Annotated in this window: 21 protein-coding genes; 15 read left to right on the top strand and 6 right to left on the bottom strand. The window is 71.4% G+C overall.

Annotation, left to right across the window (positions count from 1 at the left end; translation table 11 throughout):
• Positions 1-25: 25 nt before the first annotated feature.
• Genes AC3RX1_RS03710 through AC3RX1_RS03700 form a run of 3 tightly spaced genes read right to left on the bottom strand, consistent with a single transcriptional unit; the run spans position 26 to position 2,449 of the window.
• Positions 26-937 carry an NADP-dependent oxidoreductase gene (locus tag AC3RX1_RS03710; protein WP_491499896.1) on the bottom strand — a complete coding sequence of 304 codons (912 nt, stop codon included), beginning with the start codon at positions 935-937 and terminating at the stop codon, positions 26-28.
• Positions 938-950: 13 nt separating this feature from the next.
• Positions 951-1,472, bottom strand: coding sequence for an RpiB/LacA/LacB family sugar-phosphate isomerase (locus tag AC3RX1_RS03705; protein WP_491499895.1), 522 nt, complete (start codon positions 1,470-1,472; stop codon positions 951-953).
• Positions 1,473-1,513: 41 nt separating this feature from the next.
• Complete coding sequence (locus AC3RX1_RS03700; RefSeq protein ID WP_491499894.1) at positions 1,514-2,449, bottom strand: VOC family protein; 936 nt, start codon at positions 2,447-2,449, stop codon at positions 1,514-1,516.
• Positions 2,450-2,574: 125 nt separating this feature from the next.
• On the opposite strand from AC3RX1_RS03700, the gene AC3RX1_RS03695 reads away from it, so the two are divergent.
• The 8 genes from AC3RX1_RS03695 to AC3RX1_RS03660 all read left to right on the top strand — a co-directional run bounded on the left by AC3RX1_RS03695 (position 2,575) and on the right by AC3RX1_RS03660 (position 9,957).
• Complete coding sequence (locus tag AC3RX1_RS03695) at positions 2,575-3,498, top strand: LysR family transcriptional regulator (protein ID WP_491499893.1); 924 nt, start codon at positions 2,575-2,577, stop codon at positions 3,496-3,498.
• A gap of 93 nt (positions 3,499-3,591) precedes the next feature.
• Positions 3,592-4,719, top strand: coding sequence for an FAD-dependent oxidoreductase (locus AC3RX1_RS03690; protein ID WP_491499892.1), 1,128 nt, complete (start codon positions 3,592-3,594; stop codon positions 4,717-4,719).
• A gap of 20 nt (positions 4,720-4,739) precedes the next feature.
• A complete protein-coding gene (locus tag AC3RX1_RS03685) occupies positions 4,740-5,291 on the top strand; it encodes a cupin domain-containing protein (protein ID WP_498239078.1) in 552 nt (183 codons plus the stop codon).
• 20 nt (positions 5,292-5,311) lie between these two features.
• On the top strand, positions 5,312-5,728 hold the full coding sequence (locus tag AC3RX1_RS03680; protein WP_491499890.1) for a VOC family protein: 417 nt from the start codon (positions 5,312-5,314) through the stop codon (positions 5,726-5,728).
• Positions 5,725-6,513, top strand: a complete 789-nt coding sequence (locus AC3RX1_RS03675) for an SDR family NAD(P)-dependent oxidoreductase (RefSeq protein ID WP_491499889.1) — start codon at positions 5,725-5,727, stop codon at positions 6,511-6,513. Before AC3RX1_RS03680 ends, AC3RX1_RS03675 begins: the two co-directional genes overlap by 4 nt.
• A 9-nt stretch (positions 6,514-6,522) precedes the next feature.
• On the top strand, positions 6,523-7,701 hold the full coding sequence (locus tag AC3RX1_RS03670) for an alpha/beta hydrolase family protein (RefSeq protein ID WP_491499888.1): 1,179 nt from the start codon (positions 6,523-6,525) through the stop codon (positions 7,699-7,701).
• A gap of 1 nt (position 7,702) precedes the next feature.
• Positions 7,703-8,701, top strand: coding sequence for a fumarylacetoacetate hydrolase family protein (locus AC3RX1_RS03665; protein WP_491499887.1), 999 nt, complete (start codon positions 7,703-7,705; stop codon positions 8,699-8,701).
• Positions 8,702-8,757: 56 nt separating this feature from the next.
• Positions 8,758-9,957, top strand: coding sequence for an MFS transporter (locus AC3RX1_RS03660; protein WP_491499886.1), 1,200 nt, complete (start codon positions 8,758-8,760; stop codon positions 9,955-9,957).
• A 1-nt stretch (position 9,958) separates the two neighbouring features.
• On the opposite strand, the gene AC3RX1_RS03655 is transcribed toward AC3RX1_RS03660, so the two are convergent.
• A complete protein-coding gene (locus AC3RX1_RS03655) occupies positions 9,959-11,143 on the bottom strand; it encodes a 4-hydroxybenzoate 3-monooxygenase (RefSeq protein ID WP_491499885.1) in 1,185 nt (394 codons plus the stop codon).
• Between the two features lie 102 nt (positions 11,144-11,245).
• Positions 11,246-11,992 carry an IclR family transcriptional regulator gene (locus tag AC3RX1_RS03650; RefSeq protein WP_491499884.1) on the bottom strand — a complete coding sequence of 249 codons (747 nt, stop codon included), beginning with the start codon at positions 11,990-11,992 and terminating at the stop codon, positions 11,246-11,248.
• A gap of 59 nt (positions 11,993-12,051) precedes the next feature.
• Between AC3RX1_RS03650 and AC3RX1_RS03645 the strand changes: the two genes are divergently transcribed.
• The 6 genes from AC3RX1_RS03645 to pcaC all read left to right on the top strand — a co-directional run bounded on the left by AC3RX1_RS03645 (position 12,052) and on the right by pcaC (position 16,924).
• Positions 12,052-12,807: an IclR family transcriptional regulator gene (locus tag AC3RX1_RS03645; protein ID WP_491499883.1), complete on the top strand. Its 756-nt coding sequence runs from the start codon at positions 12,052-12,054 to the stop codon at positions 12,805-12,807.
• An 89-nt stretch (positions 12,808-12,896) separates the two neighbouring features.
• Positions 12,897-13,763, top strand: coding sequence for a protocatechuate 3,4-dioxygenase subunit beta (pcaH, locus tag AC3RX1_RS03640; protein WP_491499882.1), 867 nt, complete (start codon positions 12,897-12,899; stop codon positions 13,761-13,763).
• Positions 13,763-14,341 (top strand): protocatechuate 3,4-dioxygenase subunit alpha, encoded by a 579-nt coding sequence (gene pcaG, locus AC3RX1_RS03635; RefSeq protein WP_491499881.1) that lies wholly within the window; start codon positions 13,763-13,765, stop codon positions 14,339-14,341. Before pcaH ends, pcaG begins: the two co-directional genes overlap by 1 nt.
• 38 nt (positions 14,342-14,379) lie before the next feature.
• Positions 14,380-15,756, top strand: coding sequence for a lyase family protein (locus tag AC3RX1_RS03630; protein ID WP_491499880.1), 1,377 nt, complete (start codon positions 14,380-14,382; stop codon positions 15,754-15,756).
• On the top strand, positions 15,753-16,532 hold the full coding sequence (locus AC3RX1_RS03625) for an alpha/beta fold hydrolase (protein ID WP_491499879.1): 780 nt from the start codon (positions 15,753-15,755) through the stop codon (positions 16,530-16,532). The genes AC3RX1_RS03630 and AC3RX1_RS03625 overlap by 4 nt, the downstream gene beginning before the upstream one ends.
• Positions 16,529-16,924 (top strand): 4-carboxymuconolactone decarboxylase, encoded by a 396-nt coding sequence (pcaC, locus tag AC3RX1_RS03620; protein ID WP_491499878.1) that lies wholly within the window; start codon positions 16,529-16,531, stop codon positions 16,922-16,924. The genes AC3RX1_RS03625 and pcaC overlap by 4 nt, the downstream gene beginning before the upstream one ends.
• 43 nt (positions 16,925-16,967) lie before the next feature.
• Here the strand turns inward: pcaC and AC3RX1_RS03615 are convergent, their stop codons facing one another.
• Positions 16,968-18,221, bottom strand: a complete 1,254-nt coding sequence (locus AC3RX1_RS03615) for a TetR/AcrR family transcriptional regulator (RefSeq protein WP_491499877.1) — start codon at positions 18,219-18,221, stop codon at positions 16,968-16,970.
• 115 nt (positions 18,222-18,336) lie between these two features.
• Here AC3RX1_RS03615 and AC3RX1_RS03610 point away from each other — a divergent pair, with 115 nt between their 5' ends.
• Entirely contained in the window at positions 18,337-19,635 is a 1,299-nt protein-coding gene (locus AC3RX1_RS03610) for an MFS transporter (RefSeq protein WP_491499876.1), read from the top strand.

The following is a 19,635-nucleotide window of genomic DNA, read 5'->3' as shown; positions in this document are numbered from 1 at the left end:
GGGCAGCCATCAGCGCCCGGACTCGTCAGGGAAGGATGACGATCTTCCCCGCCTCGTGCGGCGACTCCAGCTCGCGGAACGCGGCCACGACATCGTCCAGGGCGAACGTCGCCGCCACCGGCAGCCGCAGGCGGCCGCTGGCGACGCGGTCCGCGATCCCCGCGAGGTTCTCCGCCGTGCGGGCTGCGCGCTCCGCGTCGTGCACACCCAGCTCCGCGAGCGCCGCATAGGCCGCGATCGCCACCATCCGCTCCACCGGCACCCCGAGGGCGACGCCCGCGTCGAGCGCGTCGCGTCCATGGCAGTCGTACACCGCCGTGATGCCGAATCCAGCGAGGCGATCGGAGAGCCCATCGCCGTAGGTGACCGGCTCGACGCCCACCGACCGCAGCAGCTCATGATTGCGCTCCGACGCGGTGCCCACCACACGGGCGCCCGCTTCCACAGCCAGCTGCGCGGCGATGAAGCCCACGGCGCCGGCGGCGCCGCCCACGAGCACCGTGTCGGCGGACGTGATCCGCACGGTCCTCAGTACAGAGACCGCGGTGAGGCCTGCGACATTGAGGCCCGCGGCGACCTCGGGCGACACGGATTCGGGCCGCCGGGCAAGGTCGGCAGCCTGCGCAATCGCCCGCTCGGCCACGGCACCGGCCGCACGGCCGAGCACCTCATCGCCCACGGCGACAGCCTGCCCGTCCCAGTACGTGGCGCCCGCTCCCACGGCCTCCACTGTGCCGGCCACATCCGATCCGACCCGCCGCGGAAACGGCACATCGGACGGGATGAATCCGCTGCGCAGCTTCGCGTCGAACGGATTCAACGCAGCCGCCCGCACACGGACCGACACCTGGCCCGGCCTCGGCTCCGCATCCTGGACGGTGCCGACATACAGGACCTCTGGGTCGCCGGTGCGGTCGTAGAGCGCGGCGCGACTCATCCCCGAGCCTCCGTCAGCTCTCGTGGCTGCGATGGATCTGCTCCGGCTCGAGCTGCACCGCCCAGCCCTCGATCGTGCCGGCGTTCTCGTACTCCTCGATCTGCAGGATCTGCCGGCCGCGCTCGACCGTCTGCTCCATCCCGGTCGTCACGAACGCATACACGTTCAGCCATGCCGACTCCTCGTAGGCGATGCCGTCGAGAACGAGCACGTTCGCATCGACGACCGCGCGTGCACCGGCCGCCTCGCGCGGCGAGGCGGCCGTGACGGCCCGCGCGCCGTTGACCTTGTTCGCGGCGACCACGCCCGCGAGCGCATCGTCGACGACGAGCACACCGAACGCGTCGGTCCCGGCATCCTGGTCCTTCACGACCGCCGTGCCGACTCTTACCGCGAAGACCGGATAGTCGTCGCCCGGATCGAGCTCGTCGGCGCCGTGCCAGACGACCTCGAAGCCCCCCTCGATCGCCCGCTGCTGCAGTGCACGGCCGAGTTCGTAGCCGCCGTGATCGACGGCGAAGTGGATGAGTGTCATGTGTTCCAGCCTCCTGTGAGCGAGTGAGAGATCGCCGCGGGTCAGACCGGCGGGGCGACGAAGAGGCCCTTGTCGATGTCGTTGAACGACTCGCGGGCGACCAGCTCGCTCATCTCCTGCGCTGTTCCCCACTGGTCCTGCGTCGACAGATCGCTGATGTCATGCCGGTGCGCGACCCAGTTCTCGTCGTCCACCATCGCCAGCTCGGTGGTGTACTCGATCGTGTTTCCGGCCGGGTCGAGGAAGTAGGCGAACGTGTTGTCGCCGGCGTTGTGCCGGCCCGGTCCCCAGATCATCCGTGCGCCCGAGCGGAGGATCTTCCCCGCACCGCGCATCCACTCCTCGATGCCGCGCATCTCGAACGACAGATGGTGCAGCGAGTGGTGCGGACCCATTGCCACAGCGATCGAGTGGTGGTTCGGGTTGCAGCGCATGAAGTGCATCATGTTCGCGCCGTCCGGCCGCACGAGCGAGTCGGAGATCGTGAAGTCGAGGTGGTCGATGTACCACTGCGCCGTGCGGTCGAGATCGGCAGAGTTGAACACCATGTGCGAGAGCTTCGCGGGGATCGGCTCGCGCTCGCGGATCTTGCGGGCCTCGCGAGTGCGGTACCCGGTCGAGAACTCGAGCACCCGCCCGTCGCCATCGAACACCCGGAAGCCGTAGCCGCCACTGAATCCGTCGAGCTCCTGCGGCTCGTGCACGAATGTCACGTCCTCGGCGTGCAGCTTCTCGGCGAGCGCGTGGATGTCGTCGCGGTTCCGCACCCCGAAGCCCGCGAGATCGATGCGCTTCTCGTCGCGGCGCAGCCGCAGGATGAACGGCTCCGTCGATCCTTCCGCGGCGAGGTAGCTGAGCCCGTCCTCGGCGTGGGTCTCGGTGAGACCCCAGTGCCGCACGAAGAAGTCACGCTCCTCGTCGAAGTTCGGCACCGCGAGTGCGGCATAGCGGAGGTGGGATACCAGTCGCTGTGTCATCGTCGACCCTTCCATCGTCGGCGTCGTGCGTGGCGCCCGTCATCGGCGCGTACCCGGCACGACCACCACGAGGCTAGGCGGACGCTGCGGCGATCCGCCATGTCGCCGCCGGATACCATGCATCTGTGGCCAGCGACGAACCCGATCTCAACCTGCTCGTCGCTCTGCGTGCCCTGCTCGAAGAGGTCAACGTCACTCACGCCGGCGAACGGATCGGGATCGGCCAGTCCACGATGTCGGCGGCGCTCGCGCGGCTGCGCGCGCTGTTCCAGGACGAGCTTCTGGTCCGCGTCGGCCGGGAATACGAGCTGACGCCCCTTGCCCGTCAGGTGCTCCCGCAGGTGCAGCTGACGCTCCCGCTCGTCGCCCAGGCGCTCGGCCAGAGCGAGCCGTTCACCCCCGCCACCGCCCGCCGGCGCTTCGCGGTCGAGCTCACCGACTACGCCGCCGTCGAGCTGCGCCCGCTGTTCTCGCTCGCGACGGCGGCGGCCCCCGGCGTCCGCTTCGACCTGCGGATGCTGCAGCTTCCGGTCACCGACGTCGAGCGCGACCTCCTCGCGCACGACTTCGTCGTGGCGCCCCCCGGCATCGGCATCGACCTGTACAGCGCCGAGCTGTGGCGTGACGAGTACGTCGTGATCGCCGACCGCGGCAACCCCATCGTCGCCGACGGAACCATCTCGGCCGACGACTTCGTCGCCGCGTCCTACGTGCGCTGCGACTTCGGCCGCCACCACATCACTCCGGTCGAACGACGGATGCGTGAGCTCGACCTGTGGCCCACGGTGCGCGTCGCCACCTCGACGCTGCTGTCGATCCCGCTCATCGTGCGCGGCACCGACCTGATCGGCGTGGTGCCCCGGCGCCTCGCCGAGCGCAACGCCGCGGTCACCGGCACGGCGGTCGTGCCCACACCGTTCCCCGCCGTGGAGCTCATCGAGCGGATCTGGTGGCATCCCGCGCACGCCCACGACCCCGCGCACACCTGGTTCCGCTCGCTGGTCGAGCAGGCGACATCCACCGGCATTCTCACGAAGTCGGGGCGATAGCAGTCATCGCCGGCGACGATTGGATTCTCGTCGAGCGGAGCCCTACCGTCGGGTCATCGGGCGTGATGACGCGCCCGGAGACGGAGGGCGAGGATGTCGGTTCGAAATGTGCTCATCGTGGGCGGCGGCTTCACGGGGCTGACGACGGCTATCGCGCTTGCGCAGCGTGACGTGTCGGTGACCCTCGTGGACAGGGCACCCGCCTGGGCGCGCGTCGGACACGGCCTCACGATCCAGGGCAACGCGCTGCGCGTGTTCAAGGAGATCGGCGTCATCGACGAGGTGCTGGCCGTCGGTCAGCCCGAAGAGGGCCTGACGCTCACGCTCGCCAACGGCCACGTGCTGGCCGAGCTGCACACGCCGCGCACCGGCGGCGACGACCTGCCGCCGACGGTCGGCGCGCTGCGCCCCGACCTTCACGAGATCCTCGTCGCGAAGGCCGAGTCGCTCGACGTCGAGATCAGGCTCGGCCTGGAGCTCACGTCGTTCGAGAGCCACGACGACTCCGCGACCTCGGTGCTCTCCGACGGCAGCCGCGAGACGTGGGACCTCATCGTCGTGGCCGAGGGGATCAAGTCGCAGACACGGCCCAAGCTCGGCATCACCGAGGACCGGGCGCCCAGCGGCCTCGGGATCTGGCGCGCCGTCACGAGCCGCCTGCCCGAGATGACCGGCGGCATCTCGTTCCCGATGGGCGACGACGGCGGCGCGTTCAAGGTCGGCTACACGCCGGTGAGCGACACCCAGTGCTACATCTTCGTCCTGTGCCGGCCGCAGCGCCCCGACAACGGCCTGCCCGACTGGCAGGAGGTGAAGCGCCTCATGGCGAACTTCCACGGCGAGTTCGACTACCTCCGCGAGTCGATCACCGAGGACACGTTCCTGAACTTCCAGGAGATCGAGTGGATCTTCGTGGAGGGCCCGTGGCACTCCGGCCGGGTCGTCGCGCTCGGCGAGGCGGTGCACGCCGTGCCGCCGCTCATCGCCCAGGGTGCCGCGCAGTGCGTCGAGGATGCGCTGCTGTTCGCGCAGCAGGTGACCCGCGAGGGAGATCTCGACGAGCAGCTCGAGGAGTTCTACGCGCGACGCATCCCGCGCATCAAGGGCGTTGTGGATGCGTCGCTGCTGCTCGCGAAGTGGGAGCAGAACCCCGGCTCGCCCGACGCCGAGCCCGAGCGCGTCATGAACGAGGCGCTCGTCGCGCTGGTGCCCGCCCCATGACCAGCGCCGCGAGCGGAGCCGTGAGCGCCGACCACGCCTTCCGCGCCCCACGACGCATCGTCACCGGCCACAATGCCGCCGGCGTCTCGGTGGTCGTCTCGGACGGGCCCGTTCCCGTCACGAAGGAGCTGCCCGAGGACGGCGTCGCATTCCACGAGGTCTGGGTCACCGACACCGCGCCGGCCCTGATCCACGCCGGCGAGGAGGATCCGACCGCAGGCGCCGTCATGGTGCCGCCGCCGACCCGCGGCACGCGCATCCGGATCAACGAGTTCCTGCCGGGCCACCTCGACGAGCGCGGACTGCAGTCGCCCGTGCACCGCACCGCGTCGATCGACTACGGCATCGTGCTGGAGGGCGAGGTCACCCTGATCCTCGACGACAGCGAGATCACTGCCCGCGCCGGCGACATCGTCGTGCAGCGGGGAACCGATCACGCCTGGGCCAACCGCGGCGACAGCGTCGCGCGCGTCGCGTTCGTGCTCGTCGGCGGTGAGTTCGGCGCCGATGTGCTCGACGTGCTGCCCGACGACGTGCACGAGAGCCTCATGCGGCACGGGCCGCGGGACTGATGCGAGACGGAGGATCCGCGATGCACGTGGACCACATCGGACTGTCCGTCGGCGACCTCGACGCGCAGCGCGACTGGTACCGCGCGGCGTTCGGCTTCGAGACGGCGCAGCCCTTCGAAATCGAAGCCGTCGGCCTGCGCGGCGTGTTCCTGCTCGGGCCCGACGGCATCGCGATCGAGCTGCTGGAGCGGCGTGGATCGACGCACCGCTCACCCGCCGCGTCGCCGCCCGACGAGCTGCTCGCGCAGGGCTGGGGGCACGTGTGCCTGCGGGTCGCCGACGTCGATGCGACGTTCGCGGGCCTCGTCGCAGCGGGCGCGACGCCCGTCAGCGCACCCGCCGCCGCCCCCGAGCCCGGAGTGCGGTTCGCGTTCGTGACCGACCCCGAGGGGAACTTCATCGAGCTGCTCGACCGTGCGGGGGCGGTGGCGGCATGACCGCGATGCTGCTTCCCGGCATCGCCGGCGGCCTGTTCGTCGTCACCGGCGCCGCCGGCGGCCAGGGTGCGCAGGAGGCGCTGCGGCTCGCCGCGCAGGGGGCGGATGTCGTCGCCGCCGACATCCGTGACGAGGCGCCCGAGCTGCTCGCGGCCGCCGACGGCCTGGCGGGCGCCGTGACGTACCGGCGCCTCGACGTGACCGACGAGGCAGGATGGGCCGAGCTGGCCGAGGCGCTGGCCGGACGGGTGGTGAAGGGCCTCGTGAACAACGCCGGCGTCACCCAGCGCACCCGTATCGGCCACGTCGTGCGGGCCGACTGGGACCGGGTGCTCGCGATCAACGTCACCGGCGCGATGCTCGGCATCCAGGCTCTGCTGCCGCTCATGGCCGAGGGATCCTCGATCGTGAACATCGGGTCGGCGGCCGGCGTCACCGGCCACTACACGGCCGCGTACACGACGAGCAAGTGGGCGCTGCGCGGGCTGTCGCACTCGTGCGCGACCGAGCTCGGGCCCCGCGGCATCCGGGTGAACCTCGTGCACCCCGGCTACATCCACACCGACATGACGGCGAGCGCCCCGAGCACGTTCCTCACCGCCAACGTCGCCGTCTCGCCCCTGCACCGCGGCGGGCAACCCGAAGAAGTCGCCGATGTCGTCGTGTTCCTGCTCTCGGATGCCGCGTCATACGTCACCGGCGCCGAGATCGGCGTCGACGGCGGCCAGTACCTGTCCGGCGTCGCGACGTTCCTGTCCGACGCCGTGCGTTCCCAGACCAGCTGAGGAGATCCCATGTATATGTACTTCCCGACCAACTACGTATGGAGCATGTCGGTGGTGGCGACGCTCAACAACGGCGGCCTCATCGACGACGTCGACAAGGCGTCCCGTCCGGTGCTCGAGGCATCGCAGCAGGGCGACGACGTCGGCACCGAGCTGCTGTACGGCTCGTGGCAGGCCGTCGCCGACCGGCTGCTGGCCTCGGCGCGGGAGGACGAGGCGCGCGGATGGCGCCGCGGCGCCGCCGAGAAGTACTACCGCAGCGCGCTCTACACCTCGCAGGCCGAGCGCCTGCAGTCGCCGAAGTGGGAGGGGCGCAAGGCCGCCTACCAGAAGTCCATCGACCTGCTGCTCAAGCACGTCGAGCTCGGCGACGTGCCGCTGACGACAGTCGACATCCCGTACCACGGCGATGACGCCCCCGAAGGCGCCGCGCTTCCCGGCTACTTCTACCGCGCGCCCGGCGAGGGCCCGCATCCGCTCGTGATCATGTGGAACGGGCTCGACTCCACCAAGGAGATGATGTACACGTCCGGGTTCCCGCAGGAGCTCGCCGCGCGCGGCATCTCGACCCTCATGATGGACCCGCCCGGCTCGGGCGAGGCGCTGCGCATGCGCGACCTGCGCGCGCGGTACGACACCGAGGTGTGGGCGGCGTCGACCCTCGACTGGGTCGAGCAGAACGCCGACGAGCTGCAGATCGACGCCGCGAAGATCGGTCTCGTCGGCTGGTCGCTCGGCGGCTACTACGTGCCGCGCGCGACCGCGTACGAGAAGCGCATCGCGCTCGCCGTGGCGTGGGGCGCGAACTACGACTGGGCGGCCGTGCAGGAGGCCCGCCGGCGCCGCGAGGGTGAGAACCCCGTGCCGCACTACTGGGACCACGTGCACTGGGTGTTCGGTGCGAGCGACATGGACGACTTCATCGAGAAGACGAAGAACATGCGCCTGGAGGGCGTCGTCGAGAACATCACTGTGCCGTTCCTCGTCACGCACGGCGAGGGAGATCGGCAGATCCCGCTGGAGTACGCGCACAAGGAGTACGAGGCCGCCACGAGCTCGCCCAAGCGCGAGCTGCGCATCTTCACGCAGGAGGAGGGCGGCGCCGAGCACATCGGCCTCGACAACCTGCCGTACGTCTCCCAGTGGACGGCCGACTGGGTCGCCGAGACGTTCGCCGAGCTGAGCTGACATGCGCATCGCACGATGGACGTCTCGTCAGGTCGCCCCGCGGGCGCAGCGAGTCGAAACGACACGCGAGGGCTTCGTGATCGGCGGTCGGGTCGTGGAGTTCCCGGATGGCCTGACCGTCGCGGATGTGCTCGCGCGCGGCCTCTCCGCGACCGGCGAGCTGTACGAAGCCGTGAAGGATGCGTCGGGCACGCCGCTCGCCGATGTGCGGCTGCTCGCACCCGTCGTGCCGACGGCGATCCGCGACTTCGTGGCGTTCGAGGAGCACGTCGAGGGCGTCAGCGCGGGCGTCGAGGGCAAGAGCGACGTCGCGCCGGAGTGGTACCAGGCGCCGACGTTCTACTTCACGAACCCGCACACGGTGCTCGGGCCGGGGGAGGCGGTCTCCCCGCCCGTCACCGCACGGCTCGACTTCGAGCTGGAGCTCGCCGTCGTGGTCGGCGCGGCTGAGGACATCGGCCAGACGAACCTCACGGCGGCCGACGCCGCATCCGTCATCTTCGGGTACACGATCATGAACGACTGGTCGGCTCGTGACCTGCAGGCGCGCGAGATGAAGGTGCGGCTGGGGCCGGCGAAGGGCAAGGACTTCGGGCTCAGCCTGGGGCCGTGGATCGTCACGGCCGACGAACTGGAGCAGTACCTCGACGACGACGGCTTCCTCGCCGTCCGCGCGGAGGTCAGGGTGAACGACGAGCTCGTCGGCGAGGACCTGGTCTCGAACATGGGATGGCCGCTGCCCGAGCTCGTCGCCTACGCCTCGCGGAATTCGCGCGTCGTCCCCGGCGACGTGCTCGGCTCGGGAACCGTCGGCAACGGCGGATGCCTCGGCGAGCTGTGGGGCCGCGGGGTCGACATCCCGCCCCTGCGCGAGGGCGACGTCGTGCGGATGACCGTGGAGGGGATCGGCGAGCTCTCCGGCACCGTCGGCCCCGCGGTGCCCGGGCCGGACCTGCCCGCAGCGCGTCCGCGCTCGCGCACACGGCACCGCCCGGCCTGACGCATCCCCCGCCGGCAGCGTGGGGGCGGAAGGAGCGGCGTGTAGCGTGGGTCATCGTGTCTGATCGCGCGCCGGCATCCGGTTCCCTCCCGGTTCTCGTGGCGGTGATCGTCGTGTCGGCGGCGATGCTGCGCGGGCCCATGCTCGCCGTGGCACCGGTCGCGACCGACATCGGCGCCGATCTCGACGTCGGCGCGGGAGTGGTCGGTCTGCTCACGACGATCCCGGTGCTGTGCTTCGCCGTATGCGCGCCGATCGCGATCGCGATCATCCGCCGCGCGGGCGCCGATGTCGCCCTGTCGCTGACCCTCGGCGGCGTCGTGATCGGAAGCGTGCTGCGCTCGATCGACGGCATCGGCATGGCGCTCATCGGCACGGCGGTGCTCGGCGCCTTCGTCACGATCGGCAACGTCGTCCTGCCGATCATCATCGCGCGCGAGTTCAGCCCGCGCCGCGCCCACACGATGACCGGCGTCTACACGGCTGCGCTCAACGTGGGCACGATGACCGTCACCCTCGGCACGGCGCCGCTCGCCGGAGCGGTCGGCTGGCGCTGGGCGATCATGTCGTGGTCGGTGTTCGGGCTCGGTGCGCTCGCCGCCTGGATCGCGCTGCGGGGAGTGCGCGCCGCGTTCGTCCCGAAGCCGGGATCGCGGCCCGACGACGACGCCCCGCGCGTCTCCGTGTTGCGGCACGGGCCGACGTGGATGCTCGCCGCGGCGTTCTGCGGCCAGGCGTTCGCGTTCTACGCCATCACCGCGTGGCTGCCGACGCTGCTCGCCGACCAGGGATTCGACCCCAGCGCGGCCGGGGCCATCGCGGCCCTCTTCCAGGTCGGCGGCATGATCGGCAGCCTGCTGCTGCCGGCGATCACGCTGCGCTCGTCGATCCTCGTCGGCACGCTGTGCGTCGGCATCGGCTGGCTGGCGGTGCCGCTCGGGTTCCTGTTCGCGCCGTCGCTGTGGCTCGCGTGGTGCATCGTCGGCGGTCTCTCGCAGGGCGGCGGCATCACGATCGTGTTCATCATGATCACCGCGTTCGGCGACGACGAGCACACCACCGCCGGGCGCTCCGGTGTCGTGCAGGGTCTCGGCTACGCGGTCGCGGCGGCGGGGCCGCTGCTGCTGGGCGCGCTGCACGAGGCGACGGATGCGTGGACCGTGCCGCTGCTCGTCGAACTCGTCGCCGTGCTGCTGTTCCTCGGGCCGGGCGTCGTCGTCGCCCGCCACCTCCGCAACCCCGCACGATCCGCGTAGCCTACGCGGGCGACTCCATCGGCCAGCCGGTGTAGGCCTCGGCGAGGTACGTGCGGCCGGCGCGCGAATCCGTCACGGCGCGCAGCTCGCCGAGCTGACGCATCCGGTCGAAGTCCGATGCCTCCGGCATCTGGTGCAGCATGCTCGTCATCCACCAGGAGAAGTTCTGCGCCTTCCAGATGCGCTGCAGCGCCCGCTCCTCGTAGCCGTCGAGCAGCCGGGCGTCGCCGTCGAGGAGGAACGCGCGCAGCGCCGCGTCTAGCAGCAGCACGTCGGCGATCGCGAGGTTCATGCCCTTCGCCCCCGTGGGCGGAACCGTGTGGGCGGCGTCGCCGACCAGCGCGACCCGCCCGCGGCGCAGGTCCCGCGCGACGAAGCTGCGGAACTGCAGCACGTCGCGCTGGAAGATCCGCCCCTCGTTCAGCGTGGTGCCGGGCACCCGCGACTGCAGGATCTCCCACAGCTGCTCCTCGGTGTACGCCTCGGGGTCGACATCCGGATCGCACTGGAAGTACATCCGCTGCACGGTGTCGCTGCGCTGGCTGATCAGCGCGAAGCCGTTCGGCGAGTTGCTGTAGATGAGCTCCTCGGCGCTCGGCGGCGCCTCGCAGAGGATGCCGAACCAGGCGAACGGGTACTCCCGGTACATGCCGGCCCGCGGCCCCGACATCGCCTTGCGCACGATCGAGTGCGAGCCGTCGGCGCCGACCACGATCTCGGCGACGATCTCGGTCTCGGCCCCCTCCGCGTCGACGGCCGTGACCCGCGGCCGGTCGCCGTCGACGTCGTCGACGCGCGTCGCGCTCATGCCGAAGCGGATGTCCTGCCCGGCGGGGACGAGCGTGGCGAGGAGGTCCTGCAGCACGAGGTGCTGCGGGTACAGCCACACCCCGCGCCCGACCAACTCGGCGAAGTCGATGCGGTGGCCGGCGCCGTCGAACCGCAGCTCGATGCCGTCATGGCGCGCCCCCACCTGATGCGCTCGAGTGTCGACACCTGCGTCGAGGAGCGCCTGGACAGTGCCCTGCTCGAGGATGCCGGCGCGGATCGTCTGCTCGATGTCCTCCCGCGAGCGGGAGTCGATCACGACCGACTCGATGCCGGCGCGTCGCAGCAGCTGCGCGAGCAGCAGACCGGCGGGCCCGGCGCCGACGAGCGCGACCCGGGTGCGGACGGTGGTGGGCATGTGGTCTCCCTCGACTTCACGGCGGCACTGACTGCACTCGATTGTCCTGGATCCGCGGCCGCTTCGGCGGAGCGTTCTCGTTCAACGGGAGTCGGGTGCCGATCAGCGCGACAGGACCGCCCGGATCTCGCGCGCCGCGCGGTGCAGGGCCGCGAGCGGCGGCTCCACGGGTGCGTCGCGCGCCACCACGACCGAGAGCGCCGCCGCGACGGCGCCCGAGCGGTCGCGCACGGGGACCGCGAGGCCGGTCGCGACATCCTCGACGAAGCCCGGTGCGATGGCGTGCCCGAGCCGTCGCACCTCGGCGAGCTTGCGCCGCAGCGCACCCGCATCGGTGATCGTCGCACCCGCGAGCGGGGCGAGCGGACCCGCGAGCACCCGCTCCTGCAGGTCCGACGGCGCGTACGCGAGCAGCACCAGGCCGGAGCTCGACGCATGCAGCGGCAGACGACCGGCGATCCGGGTGATGTTCGACGTGGCGTCGGGGCTCGACAGCCGCTCGAGGAAGAGGGCCTCGTCCTGCTCGAGGATCGCGAGCTGCGTGTGCTCGCCGACCCGTGCCTGCACGCGCTCCATCGCCGGCATGGCCGCCTGGCGCAGGCGCAGCGCCGCCGACGAGCGCGTCGCCAGCTCCCACAGGCGCATCCCGACCCGCACCCGCTGGTCCTCATCCCGCTCGAGCAGCCCCGTCTCGACGAGCTCGCCCACGAACCGGTGCGCCGTCGACGATGGCAGCCCCGCGCGCCGGCCGATCTCCGACGCCGTCTGCACCGTGCGGGTCGGCGTGAACGTCTCGAGCACCCGCAGCAGGCGCTCGGTGACCGAGTCGCCGGAGGGGGAGTTCGCCATGGGGCTACCTTCTCACGCCGTCCCCGGCGCACCGCGGTACCCTCGGGCCGGGAGGACCGATGGCCGACGGCATGCTCACGCGCATCATGAGCGTGCTGTCGTGCTTCACCGAGGACGAGCCGGATGCGTCGGCCGCCCGCATCGCCGAGCGCACCGGCATCCCCGCCTCCACCCTGCACCGCCTGCTCGCCGACCTCGTGGCCGAGGGCCTGCTCGCGCGGGCGCCGGGCCGGAGGTACACGATCGGCGCCCGGCTGTGGGAGATGGGGGAGCTCTCGCCGCTCTCGCTGCGCCTGCGCGAGACGGCGCTCGCGCACATGGTGCGCCTCTACGAGGCGACGGGGGAGAACGTCCACCTCGCCGTGCTCGACGGCGCGACGCCCGAGACCTCGGCCGCCCTGTACGTCGGCCGTGTCACCGGGGCCGGCTCCATCCCCACCCTCAGCCGGATGGGCGGACGGCAGCCGCTGCACACGACGGGCGTCGGCAAGGCGCTCCTCGCGACGCGCGACGCGGAATGGCTCGAGCGGTTCCTCGCCGCGCCGCTGCCGCGCGAGACGCGGAAGTCGATCACCGACCCCGCCATCCTGCGCGAGGAGATCTCCCGCGCGCGCACGCGCGGCTACGCCACCACGCGCGAGGAGATGACCCTCGGCAACGTGTCGGTGGCCGCCCCCGTCGCACCCGTCCAGGGGCTTCCGCCGATCGCGCTCGGCGTCGTCGTGCACCTCGGCCGCTCCGACGTGCGTCGTCTGTCGCCGCTCGTCGTCCAGGCGGCGCGCGACCTGCACCACGACCTGCGAAACTCCCACTGAGTGAGAGTCGATGCCGTGGCGCTGTGCGCTCCCTGTCACTCTTGACACAGTGGCGCCCACGACGGAACGGGCGCGTCGAAGGAGACACCATGAGCGAAGCCGATCCCACCGGCGAGGAGGCGTTCTCGTCCTCCGTCGTCCTCGAGCAGAGCGCCACGGCGGCAGCGCCGGAGTCGCTCCTGGCGTCGTCCGACTTCCCGCCGCAGTCGCAGATCACCCGCGAGATCCAGGACCTGCACGCCGAGTACGAGCGGCGTGAGGCGGCCGGCGAGAAGCTGCCGCCGACGATGCACGACTTCCCGCCGTACCGGTCGAGCCTGCTGCGCCATCCGACCAAGAACCCGAAGCTCGTCGACCCCGAGACGATCGAGCTGTACTCCCCGGCGTTCGGCCAGCGCGACGTCGCCGCGATCGAGTCCGACCTGACGCTGCAGCACTCCGGCGAGCCGCTCGGCGAGCGCATCACGGTGCGCGGGCGCCTGCTCGACTCCTGGGGGCGCCCCGTCGCGAACCAGCTCATCGAGATCTGGCAGGCGAACTCGGCGGGCCGCTACATCCACCAGCGTGACCAGCACCCCGCCCCGCTCGACCCGAACTTCACCGGTGCCGGCCGCACCGTCACGAACGACAACGGCGAGTACCTGTTCACGACGATCAAGCCCGGACCGTATCCGTGGAAGAACCACCAGAACGCATGGCGGCCCGCACACATCCACTTCTCGGTGTTCGGCAGCGCGTTCACGCAGCGCATCATCACGCAGATGTACTTCCCGGGCGACCCGCTGTTCGCGCTCGACCCGATCTACAACTCGATCCGGCGGCAGGACGACCGCGACCGCCTGATCTCCACGTACGACCACGACCTCACGGTGCCCGAGTTCTCGATGGCGTACCGCTGGGACATCGTCGTCGACGGTCCCGACGCCACCTGGATCGAGTCGGAGGAGGAGCACTGATGCCCGAGAAGACCCGCGAGAAGACCCCCGAGAAGACGCTCGCGCAGACGCCCGGTCAGACGATCGGCCCGTTCTTCGCGTACGGCACCGTGTACCCGAAGATGCACGAGGTCGCGCACCCGCACAGCCCCGGAGCGGTCGTGCTCGGCGGAACGGTCTACGACGGCGCCGGCGCACCGATCCCCGACTCGATGGTCGAGATCTTCGGCGCCGACACCGACGGCAGCGTCCCCCGTGCCCGCGGCGCGTTCCGCCGCGACGACCACTCGTTCACGGGCTTCGGCCGCTCGTTCACGACCGACGAGGGACACTACGAGTTCTGGACCCGCAACCCCGGCGCCGCCGAGGGCAAGGCGCCGTTCTTCGCCGTCGTGGTGTTCGCCCGCGGGCTTCCCGACAAGCTGCACACGCGCATCTATCTCCCCGACGACGAGGCGGCGCTCGCCGCCGATCCGCTGCTGTCATCGCTCAGCGATGAGGAGCGCGCCACGCTCATCGCGACGCGGCTGCCCGACGGCTCGCTGCGTCACGACATCCGTCTGCAGGGCGAGAACGAGACGGTCTTCCTCGCGTACTGAGGCCACCACCGTTTCGCTACGCTCGCAGGGGAGGTGCCGTGACGGCGATCGATGAAGGTCTGTTGTCCCCGGTGGCGGTCGGGCACGACGACGTCGTGGCCGACGCCGGAGTGCTCGACGCGCTCGTGACGGCCGAGATCGGCCTCGCCCGCGCGTGGGCGACCGTCGGCACCGCCCCGGCTGAGGCGGCGGAGGCGATCTCGCGCGCCCTCGGCTGGGCCGGCGCCGATCGCCTCGCGACCGGGCACGGACTCGACACGGCGGACGTGGCGGCCGCATCCGTCGCCGGCGGCAACCCGGTGATCCCGCTCGTCGCGCGGCTCAAGGAGCGCGTCCCCGAACAGGCGCGCGTCTGGGTGCACCGCGGAGCGACGAGCCAGGACGTGCTCGACACCGCGCTGATGCTCGTCGCCCGCGACGCGGTGCGCGCCGTGCTCGCCGCGTTGGAAGAGACGGATGCGGCGCTCGGCCGCTTCGCCCGCGCACACCGCGACGAGGTCGGCGCTGCTCGCACGCTCACGCAGCACGCGGTTCCCACGACCGTGGGCCTGCGCGCCGCCACGTGGCTCCGTGCCGTGCGGCGGGCGGCGGGGCGCCTGCAGGGGCTCGAGCTTCCCGCCCAGCTGGGCGGGGCCGGCGGCACACTGGCGGCGTTCGTCGAGGTTGCGGGGGCGGATGCGTCGGCCCCCGGTTCGAGCGGCATGAGTGCCGCCGCCGCACTGCCCGCTGCGTTCGCGCGCGAACTCGGCCTGGCTTCGCCGGCGGCCCCCTGGCACGTGACGCGGTGGCCGGTGACGGAGCTGGGTGACGCGCTCGCGCAGACGGTGGACGCGGTCGGCAAGATCGCGACCGACGTCGCCACCCTCAGCCGCACCGAGATCGGCGAGCTGTCCGAGTCGAGCGGCGGGGGCTCGTCGGCCATGCCGCAGAAGCAGAACCCGGTCGAGAGCGTGCTGATCCGGTCGGCGGCGCTGCGCGCTCCGCAGCTCGCGGCGACCCTGCACCTCGCCTCCGCGCTCGCCGCCGACGAACGGCCCGACGGCGCCTGGCACGCGGAATGGCCGACGCTGCGCGAGTTGCTCCGCCTCGCGCTCGGGGCGAGCGCGCACGCCGCGTCCCTCGTGCGCGGGCTCGCGGTCGACGCCGAGGCCGTCAACCGCGATCTCGGGCTCACGGGCGGTCTCCTGGTGTCGGAGCGGCTGTCGCTCGTGCTCACCCCGCGGATCGGCAAGGAGCGCATGGCAAGGCTCGTGTCCGACGCGTCGGCGGGGGGCGACCTCGTCGCGCTCGTGAAGGCGCTCCCCGAGGCATCCGGTCTCGATGTCGACCGGCTGCTCGATCCTGCCGACTACACCGGGCTCGCCGGCCCGCTCGTCGACGCCGTCACCGACCCGTCAGCCCAGGAGCATGAATGACAGTGCCGTCCCTCGCCGTCACCGAGCCCGTCGGCCCGGACGGCTCCCCGCTCCTGCTCCTCGGTCCCTCGCTCGGCACGTCCACGATCCTCTGGGAGGACGTCGAGCCCGCACTGCGCGAGCACTGGCGCGTCGCCGCCTGGGACCTCCCCGGCCACGGCGCGTCGCCGGCGGCGACCGCGCCGTTCACTGTCGCCGACCTCGCCGACGGGGTGGCCGAGATCGCCGCCCGGCTCGGTGCGTCCCGCATGCTGTACGCGGGGGTGTCGCTCGGCGGCGCGGTGGGGCTCGAGCTCGCGCTGCGGCATCCGGACCTCGTCGGTCGACTGGCGATCCTCGCCTCGGGCGCGAAGATCGCGCAGGCGCAGGGATGGCACGACCGGGCGGCGCAGGTGCGGTCGCAGAGCACCTCGTCGCTCATCGTCGGGTCCGCGCAGCGCTGGTTCGCCCCCGCGTCGATGGCGCAGCGCCCGGTCCTCACCGGTCGGCTGCTGCACGCGCTGCAGGATGCCGACGACGTCAGCTACGCGCTGTGCTGCGAGGCGCTGGCCGGCTACGACGTGCGGGCGCGGCTGGGCGAGATCACCGCGCCGGTGCTCGCCGCGTGGGGCGAGTACGACGAGGTGACCCCCGAGGCGACGGCCCGCGAGGTTGCCGACGGCGTGCGCGACGGTCGGGCCGCACAGGTGACGGATGCGTCGCACCTGCCGCCCGCGGAGCAGCCGGAGCAGGTCATCCGCCTGCTCAGTGCCTTTTTCCAGAAGGAGAGCACATGAGCACCGATCGACTCACCGACCAGGAGCGATTCGATCAGGGGATGAGCGTGCGTCGCGCCGTGCTGAGCGACGAGCACGTCGACCGGGCGAACGCGAAGATCACCGACCTGACCGCAGACTTCCAGGACTTCATCACCCGGGTCGCGTGGGGCGATGTGTGGTCGCGGCCGGGCCTCGACCGGCGGTCGCGCTCGGTCGCAGTGATCACGTCGCTGATCGCGCACGGGCACCACGAGGAGCTGGCGATGCATCTGCGGGCCGGCGTCCGCAACGGGCTCACGGTCGAGGAGATCACCGAGATCATCCTGCAGTCCGCGATCTACTCCGGCGTGCCCGCCGCAAACACCGCGTTCCGCATCGCGCAGGAGGTCTTCGCGTCGCCCGACGCCTGACCGTCCCCGGTCAGGTCCCTGAGCGACGAGTCGAAGGGCCGGCTCACTCGGGCAGCACGTCGTCGAGGTGCGCGCGCAGCTCCGCTGCGACATCCACCCCGTCGCGATCGTAGAGCCACTGGATCTGCAGGCCGTCCCACAGGGCCAGCAGCCACGCGGCCTCCTGCGCGGGGTCGCGGTGCGCGGGCAGGTCGCCGTCGGCCGCCGCCGTCTCGAACAGCGCGGTGAAGGAGGCGAGCGTCGCGCGGAACCGGTGCTCGAAGTAGTCGTGCGCAGGATGCCCGGCGGGCACCGCCTCGCAGGACAGCACGGAATAGACCTCGATGAGCCCGGGCCCGGCCATCGCGTTCGAGGCGGCTCCGTCCGGCATGCCCCGGAGGAACGCGGCGGCCGTGCGCGGAGAGTCGCGCCGGACGTGAGCGGTGATCTCCGCATCGCGGTGGACGAGGACCGCGCGCAGCAGGTCCTCCTTCGACGGGTAGTGATGGAACAGCGTCGACTTCGACACCCCCACGCGCTCGGCGATGTCGCGCATGCTGGTCTCGCCGTACCCGTCGGCGGCGAACATGCCCATCGCCGCCGCGACGATGCGGCGGCGCCGCGCCCGCCCGGGAGCGTAGCCCTCGAGCTCGTCGCCGTCGCCCAGCGCATCGAACGGGGGTAGTGGCGTGCGCTGCTGCGGCTCGGTGCGCGGCTCACCGCGCCATCCGGGTGCGTGCTCGATCAGGCGCAGATGGGCCTGCAGCCGGCGCGCGACCTGCACTCGATCAGGGGTGTACAGCTCCAGCAGCTGCAGCCCGTCCCACGCCGCCAGCACCCGCCGGCCCTCCGCAGCGACGTCGCGCTCGGGGGCGATGGCGCCCAGCAGTCGAGGCCGCATCAGGGCGCCCTCCTCGAGCAGCCGCGCGTAGCGCTCGCGCATCCGTTCATGCGCGGGATGCGATGCCGCCGTGGCTTCCCCCGTGAGCGCCGTGAACATCGCGAGATAGCCCGGCACCGCCTCATTGCGCCGCGCGATGTCGGCGACGGTCAGGCCCTCGGTGTCGGCCACGAAGCGCTGGTTCGCGGCATCGACCCGCTCGAGCCCGGCGAGCAGGATCTCGGCCTTCGAGCCGAAGTGCCGCTTCAACCCCGGATGGCTCATTCCCGCCGCCGCGGCGATGTCGCGCAGGGACGTCGCACGGTAGCCGGGGTCGGCGAACAGCTCCCACGCCGCGTCGATGATGTCCTCGCGCCGGTGCGCGGAACGCGCGGTCCGCGGGCCGGCGACGGGGCTGGCAGCAGGCGCCGTCGTCATGCCGTCAGGTTACCACCCGGACGATTTGTAGTTACCAGTCGGTCGGGATTCGTGTATCGTCATCGTCGACGCGGCGTCATCGAGGACGCGCAGCGCTCCCACGAGAGGAAATCCCATGACAGAGCTGTCACCCGACGCCGCGGCCCAGGCGGTCTCCGACACGAGCGGAGTGGCCCCCGCGACCGGCCGCACTCCTCGCGGCTTCACCCCCGGCCTCGCCGCCGTGAACTTCGGCGTCTACCTGTCGCTGCTCACCCCCGTGCTGGTGTCGATGGCGTTCAAGATCCAGCACATCTCCGCGTCGCCGGCCGAAGCCACCGGCAGCCTCGGCCTCGTCCTCGGCGTCGGAGCGCTCTTCGCCCTCGTCGCCAACCCTCTCGCCGGGCGTCTGTCCGACCGCACCACGTCGCGGTTCGGCATGCGCCGGCCGTGGATCCTCGGCGGCTCGATCATCGGCGTCGGCGCGTTCGCCCTGATCGGAGCCGCAGGCTCGATCTGGGTCGTGCTCATCGGCTGGTGCCTCGCACAGGCGGCGCTGAACGCCGTGCTCGCCGCGGCGAACGCCACCATCCCCGATCAGGTGCCCACCGCGAACCGCGGCCGCGTGTCCGGCGTCGTCGGGATCACCACGCCCCTCGGCATCCTCGGCGGCAGCTTCCTCATGAACTTCATCGGCGACGACCTGCTGCGCTTCATCGTGCCCGGCCTCATCGCGGCGGTGTTCGCGATCGTCTTCGTTGTCATGCTCAAGGACCGCACGCTCGCTCAGAAGCCGGCGCAGCCGTTCACGATCGGCCAGTTCTTCGGCTCGTTCTTCTTCAATCCCGTGAAGCATCGCGACTTCGGCTGGACGTGGCTGACGAAGTTCTTCGTCATGTTCGGCTACGCCGGCATCGCCACGTTCCTGCCGTTCTACCTCGTCGAGAAGTTCCAGCTCTCCGAGCAGCAGGCGATCACGACGATCCTGCTCGCGAACGTCGCCTCGATGATCGCCATGATGATCTCCAGCCCGCTCGGCGGCGTGCTGTCAGACCGCATCGGCAAGCGCCGCCCGTTCGTCGCCGTCGCGAGCGCCATCATGGTCGTCGGCCTCATCGTGCTCGCGTTCGCGCCGAACATCCCCACCGTCATCGTCGCGCAGGCGATCATCGGTCTCGGCGCCGGATCGTTCTTCTCGGTCGACCTCGCCCTGGCCACTCAGGTGCTGCCGAACCCCGACGACGTCGCCAAGGACCTCGGCGTGCTCAACATCGCCAACGCCCTGCCGCAGTCCATCGCGCCGGCGATCGCCCCGGGCATCATCGCCCTCGGCGCACTCACGCCGCTCGGCGGTTATACCGTGTTCTACCTGTTCGGGGCGATCGTCGCCCTCGCCGGCGCGCTGCTGGTCTACCGCATCAAGGGAGTGAAGTGA

It is taken from the genome of Microbacterium altimontanum (assembly GCF_058349865.2).
This window is presented reverse-complemented; position numbering and strand designations above follow the sequence as displayed.

Bases quoted from the DNA above. Each gene is read 5' to 3' on its own strand.
- AC3RX1_RS03710 (WP_491499896.1), bottom strand. From the start codon at position 937: ATGAGTCGCGCCGCGCTCTACGACCGCACCGGCGACCCAGAGGTCCTG.
- AC3RX1_RS03705 (WP_491499895.1), bottom strand. From the start codon at position 1,472: ATGACACTCATCCACTTCGCCGTCGATCACGGCGGCTACGAACTCGGC.
- AC3RX1_RS03700 (WP_491499894.1), bottom strand. From the start codon at position 2,449: ATGACACAGCGACTGGTATCCCACCTCCGCTATGCCGCACTCGCGGTG.
- AC3RX1_RS03690 (WP_491499892.1), top strand. From the start codon at position 3,592: ATGTCGGTTCGAAATGTGCTCATCGTGGGCGGCGGCTTCACGGGGCTG.
- AC3RX1_RS03680 (WP_491499890.1), top strand. From the start codon at position 5,312: ATGCACGTGGACCACATCGGACTGTCCGTCGGCGACCTCGACGCGCAG.
- AC3RX1_RS03675 (WP_491499889.1), top strand. From the start codon at position 5,725: ATGACCGCGATGCTGCTTCCCGGCATCGCCGGCGGCCTGTTCGTCGTC.
- AC3RX1_RS03670 (WP_491499888.1), top strand. From the start codon at position 6,523: ATGTATATGTACTTCCCGACCAACTACGTATGGAGCATGTCGGTGGTG.
- AC3RX1_RS03665 (WP_491499887.1), top strand. From the start codon at position 7,703: ATGCGCATCGCACGATGGACGTCTCGTCAGGTCGCCCCGCGGGCGCAG.
- AC3RX1_RS03655 (WP_491499885.1), bottom strand. From the start codon at position 11,143: ATGCCCACCACCGTCCGCACCCGGGTCGCGCTCGTCGGCGCCGGGCCC.
- AC3RX1_RS03650 (WP_491499884.1), bottom strand. From the start codon at position 11,992: ATGGCGAACTCCCCCTCCGGCGACTCGGTCACCGAGCGCCTGCTGCGG.
- AC3RX1_RS03645 (WP_491499883.1), top strand. From the start codon at position 12,052: ATGGCCGACGGCATGCTCACGCGCATCATGAGCGTGCTGTCGTGCTTC.
- pcaH (WP_491499882.1), top strand. From the start codon at position 12,897: ATGAGCGAAGCCGATCCCACCGGCGAGGAGGCGTTCTCGTCCTCCGTC.
- pcaG (WP_491499881.1), top strand. From the start codon at position 13,763: ATGCCCGAGAAGACCCGCGAGAAGACCCCCGAGAAGACGCTCGCGCAG.
- AC3RX1_RS03625 (WP_491499879.1), top strand. From the start codon at position 15,753: ATGACAGTGCCGTCCCTCGCCGTCACCGAGCCCGTCGGCCCGGACGGC.
- pcaC (WP_491499878.1), top strand. From the start codon at position 16,529: ATGAGCACCGATCGACTCACCGACCAGGAGCGATTCGATCAGGGGATG.
- AC3RX1_RS03615 (WP_491499877.1), bottom strand. From the start codon at position 18,221: ATGACGACGGCGCCTGCTGCCAGCCCCGTCGCCGGCCCGCGGACCGCG.
- AC3RX1_RS03610 (WP_491499876.1), top strand. From the start codon at position 18,337: ATGACAGAGCTGTCACCCGACGCCGCGGCCCAGGCGGTCTCCGACACG.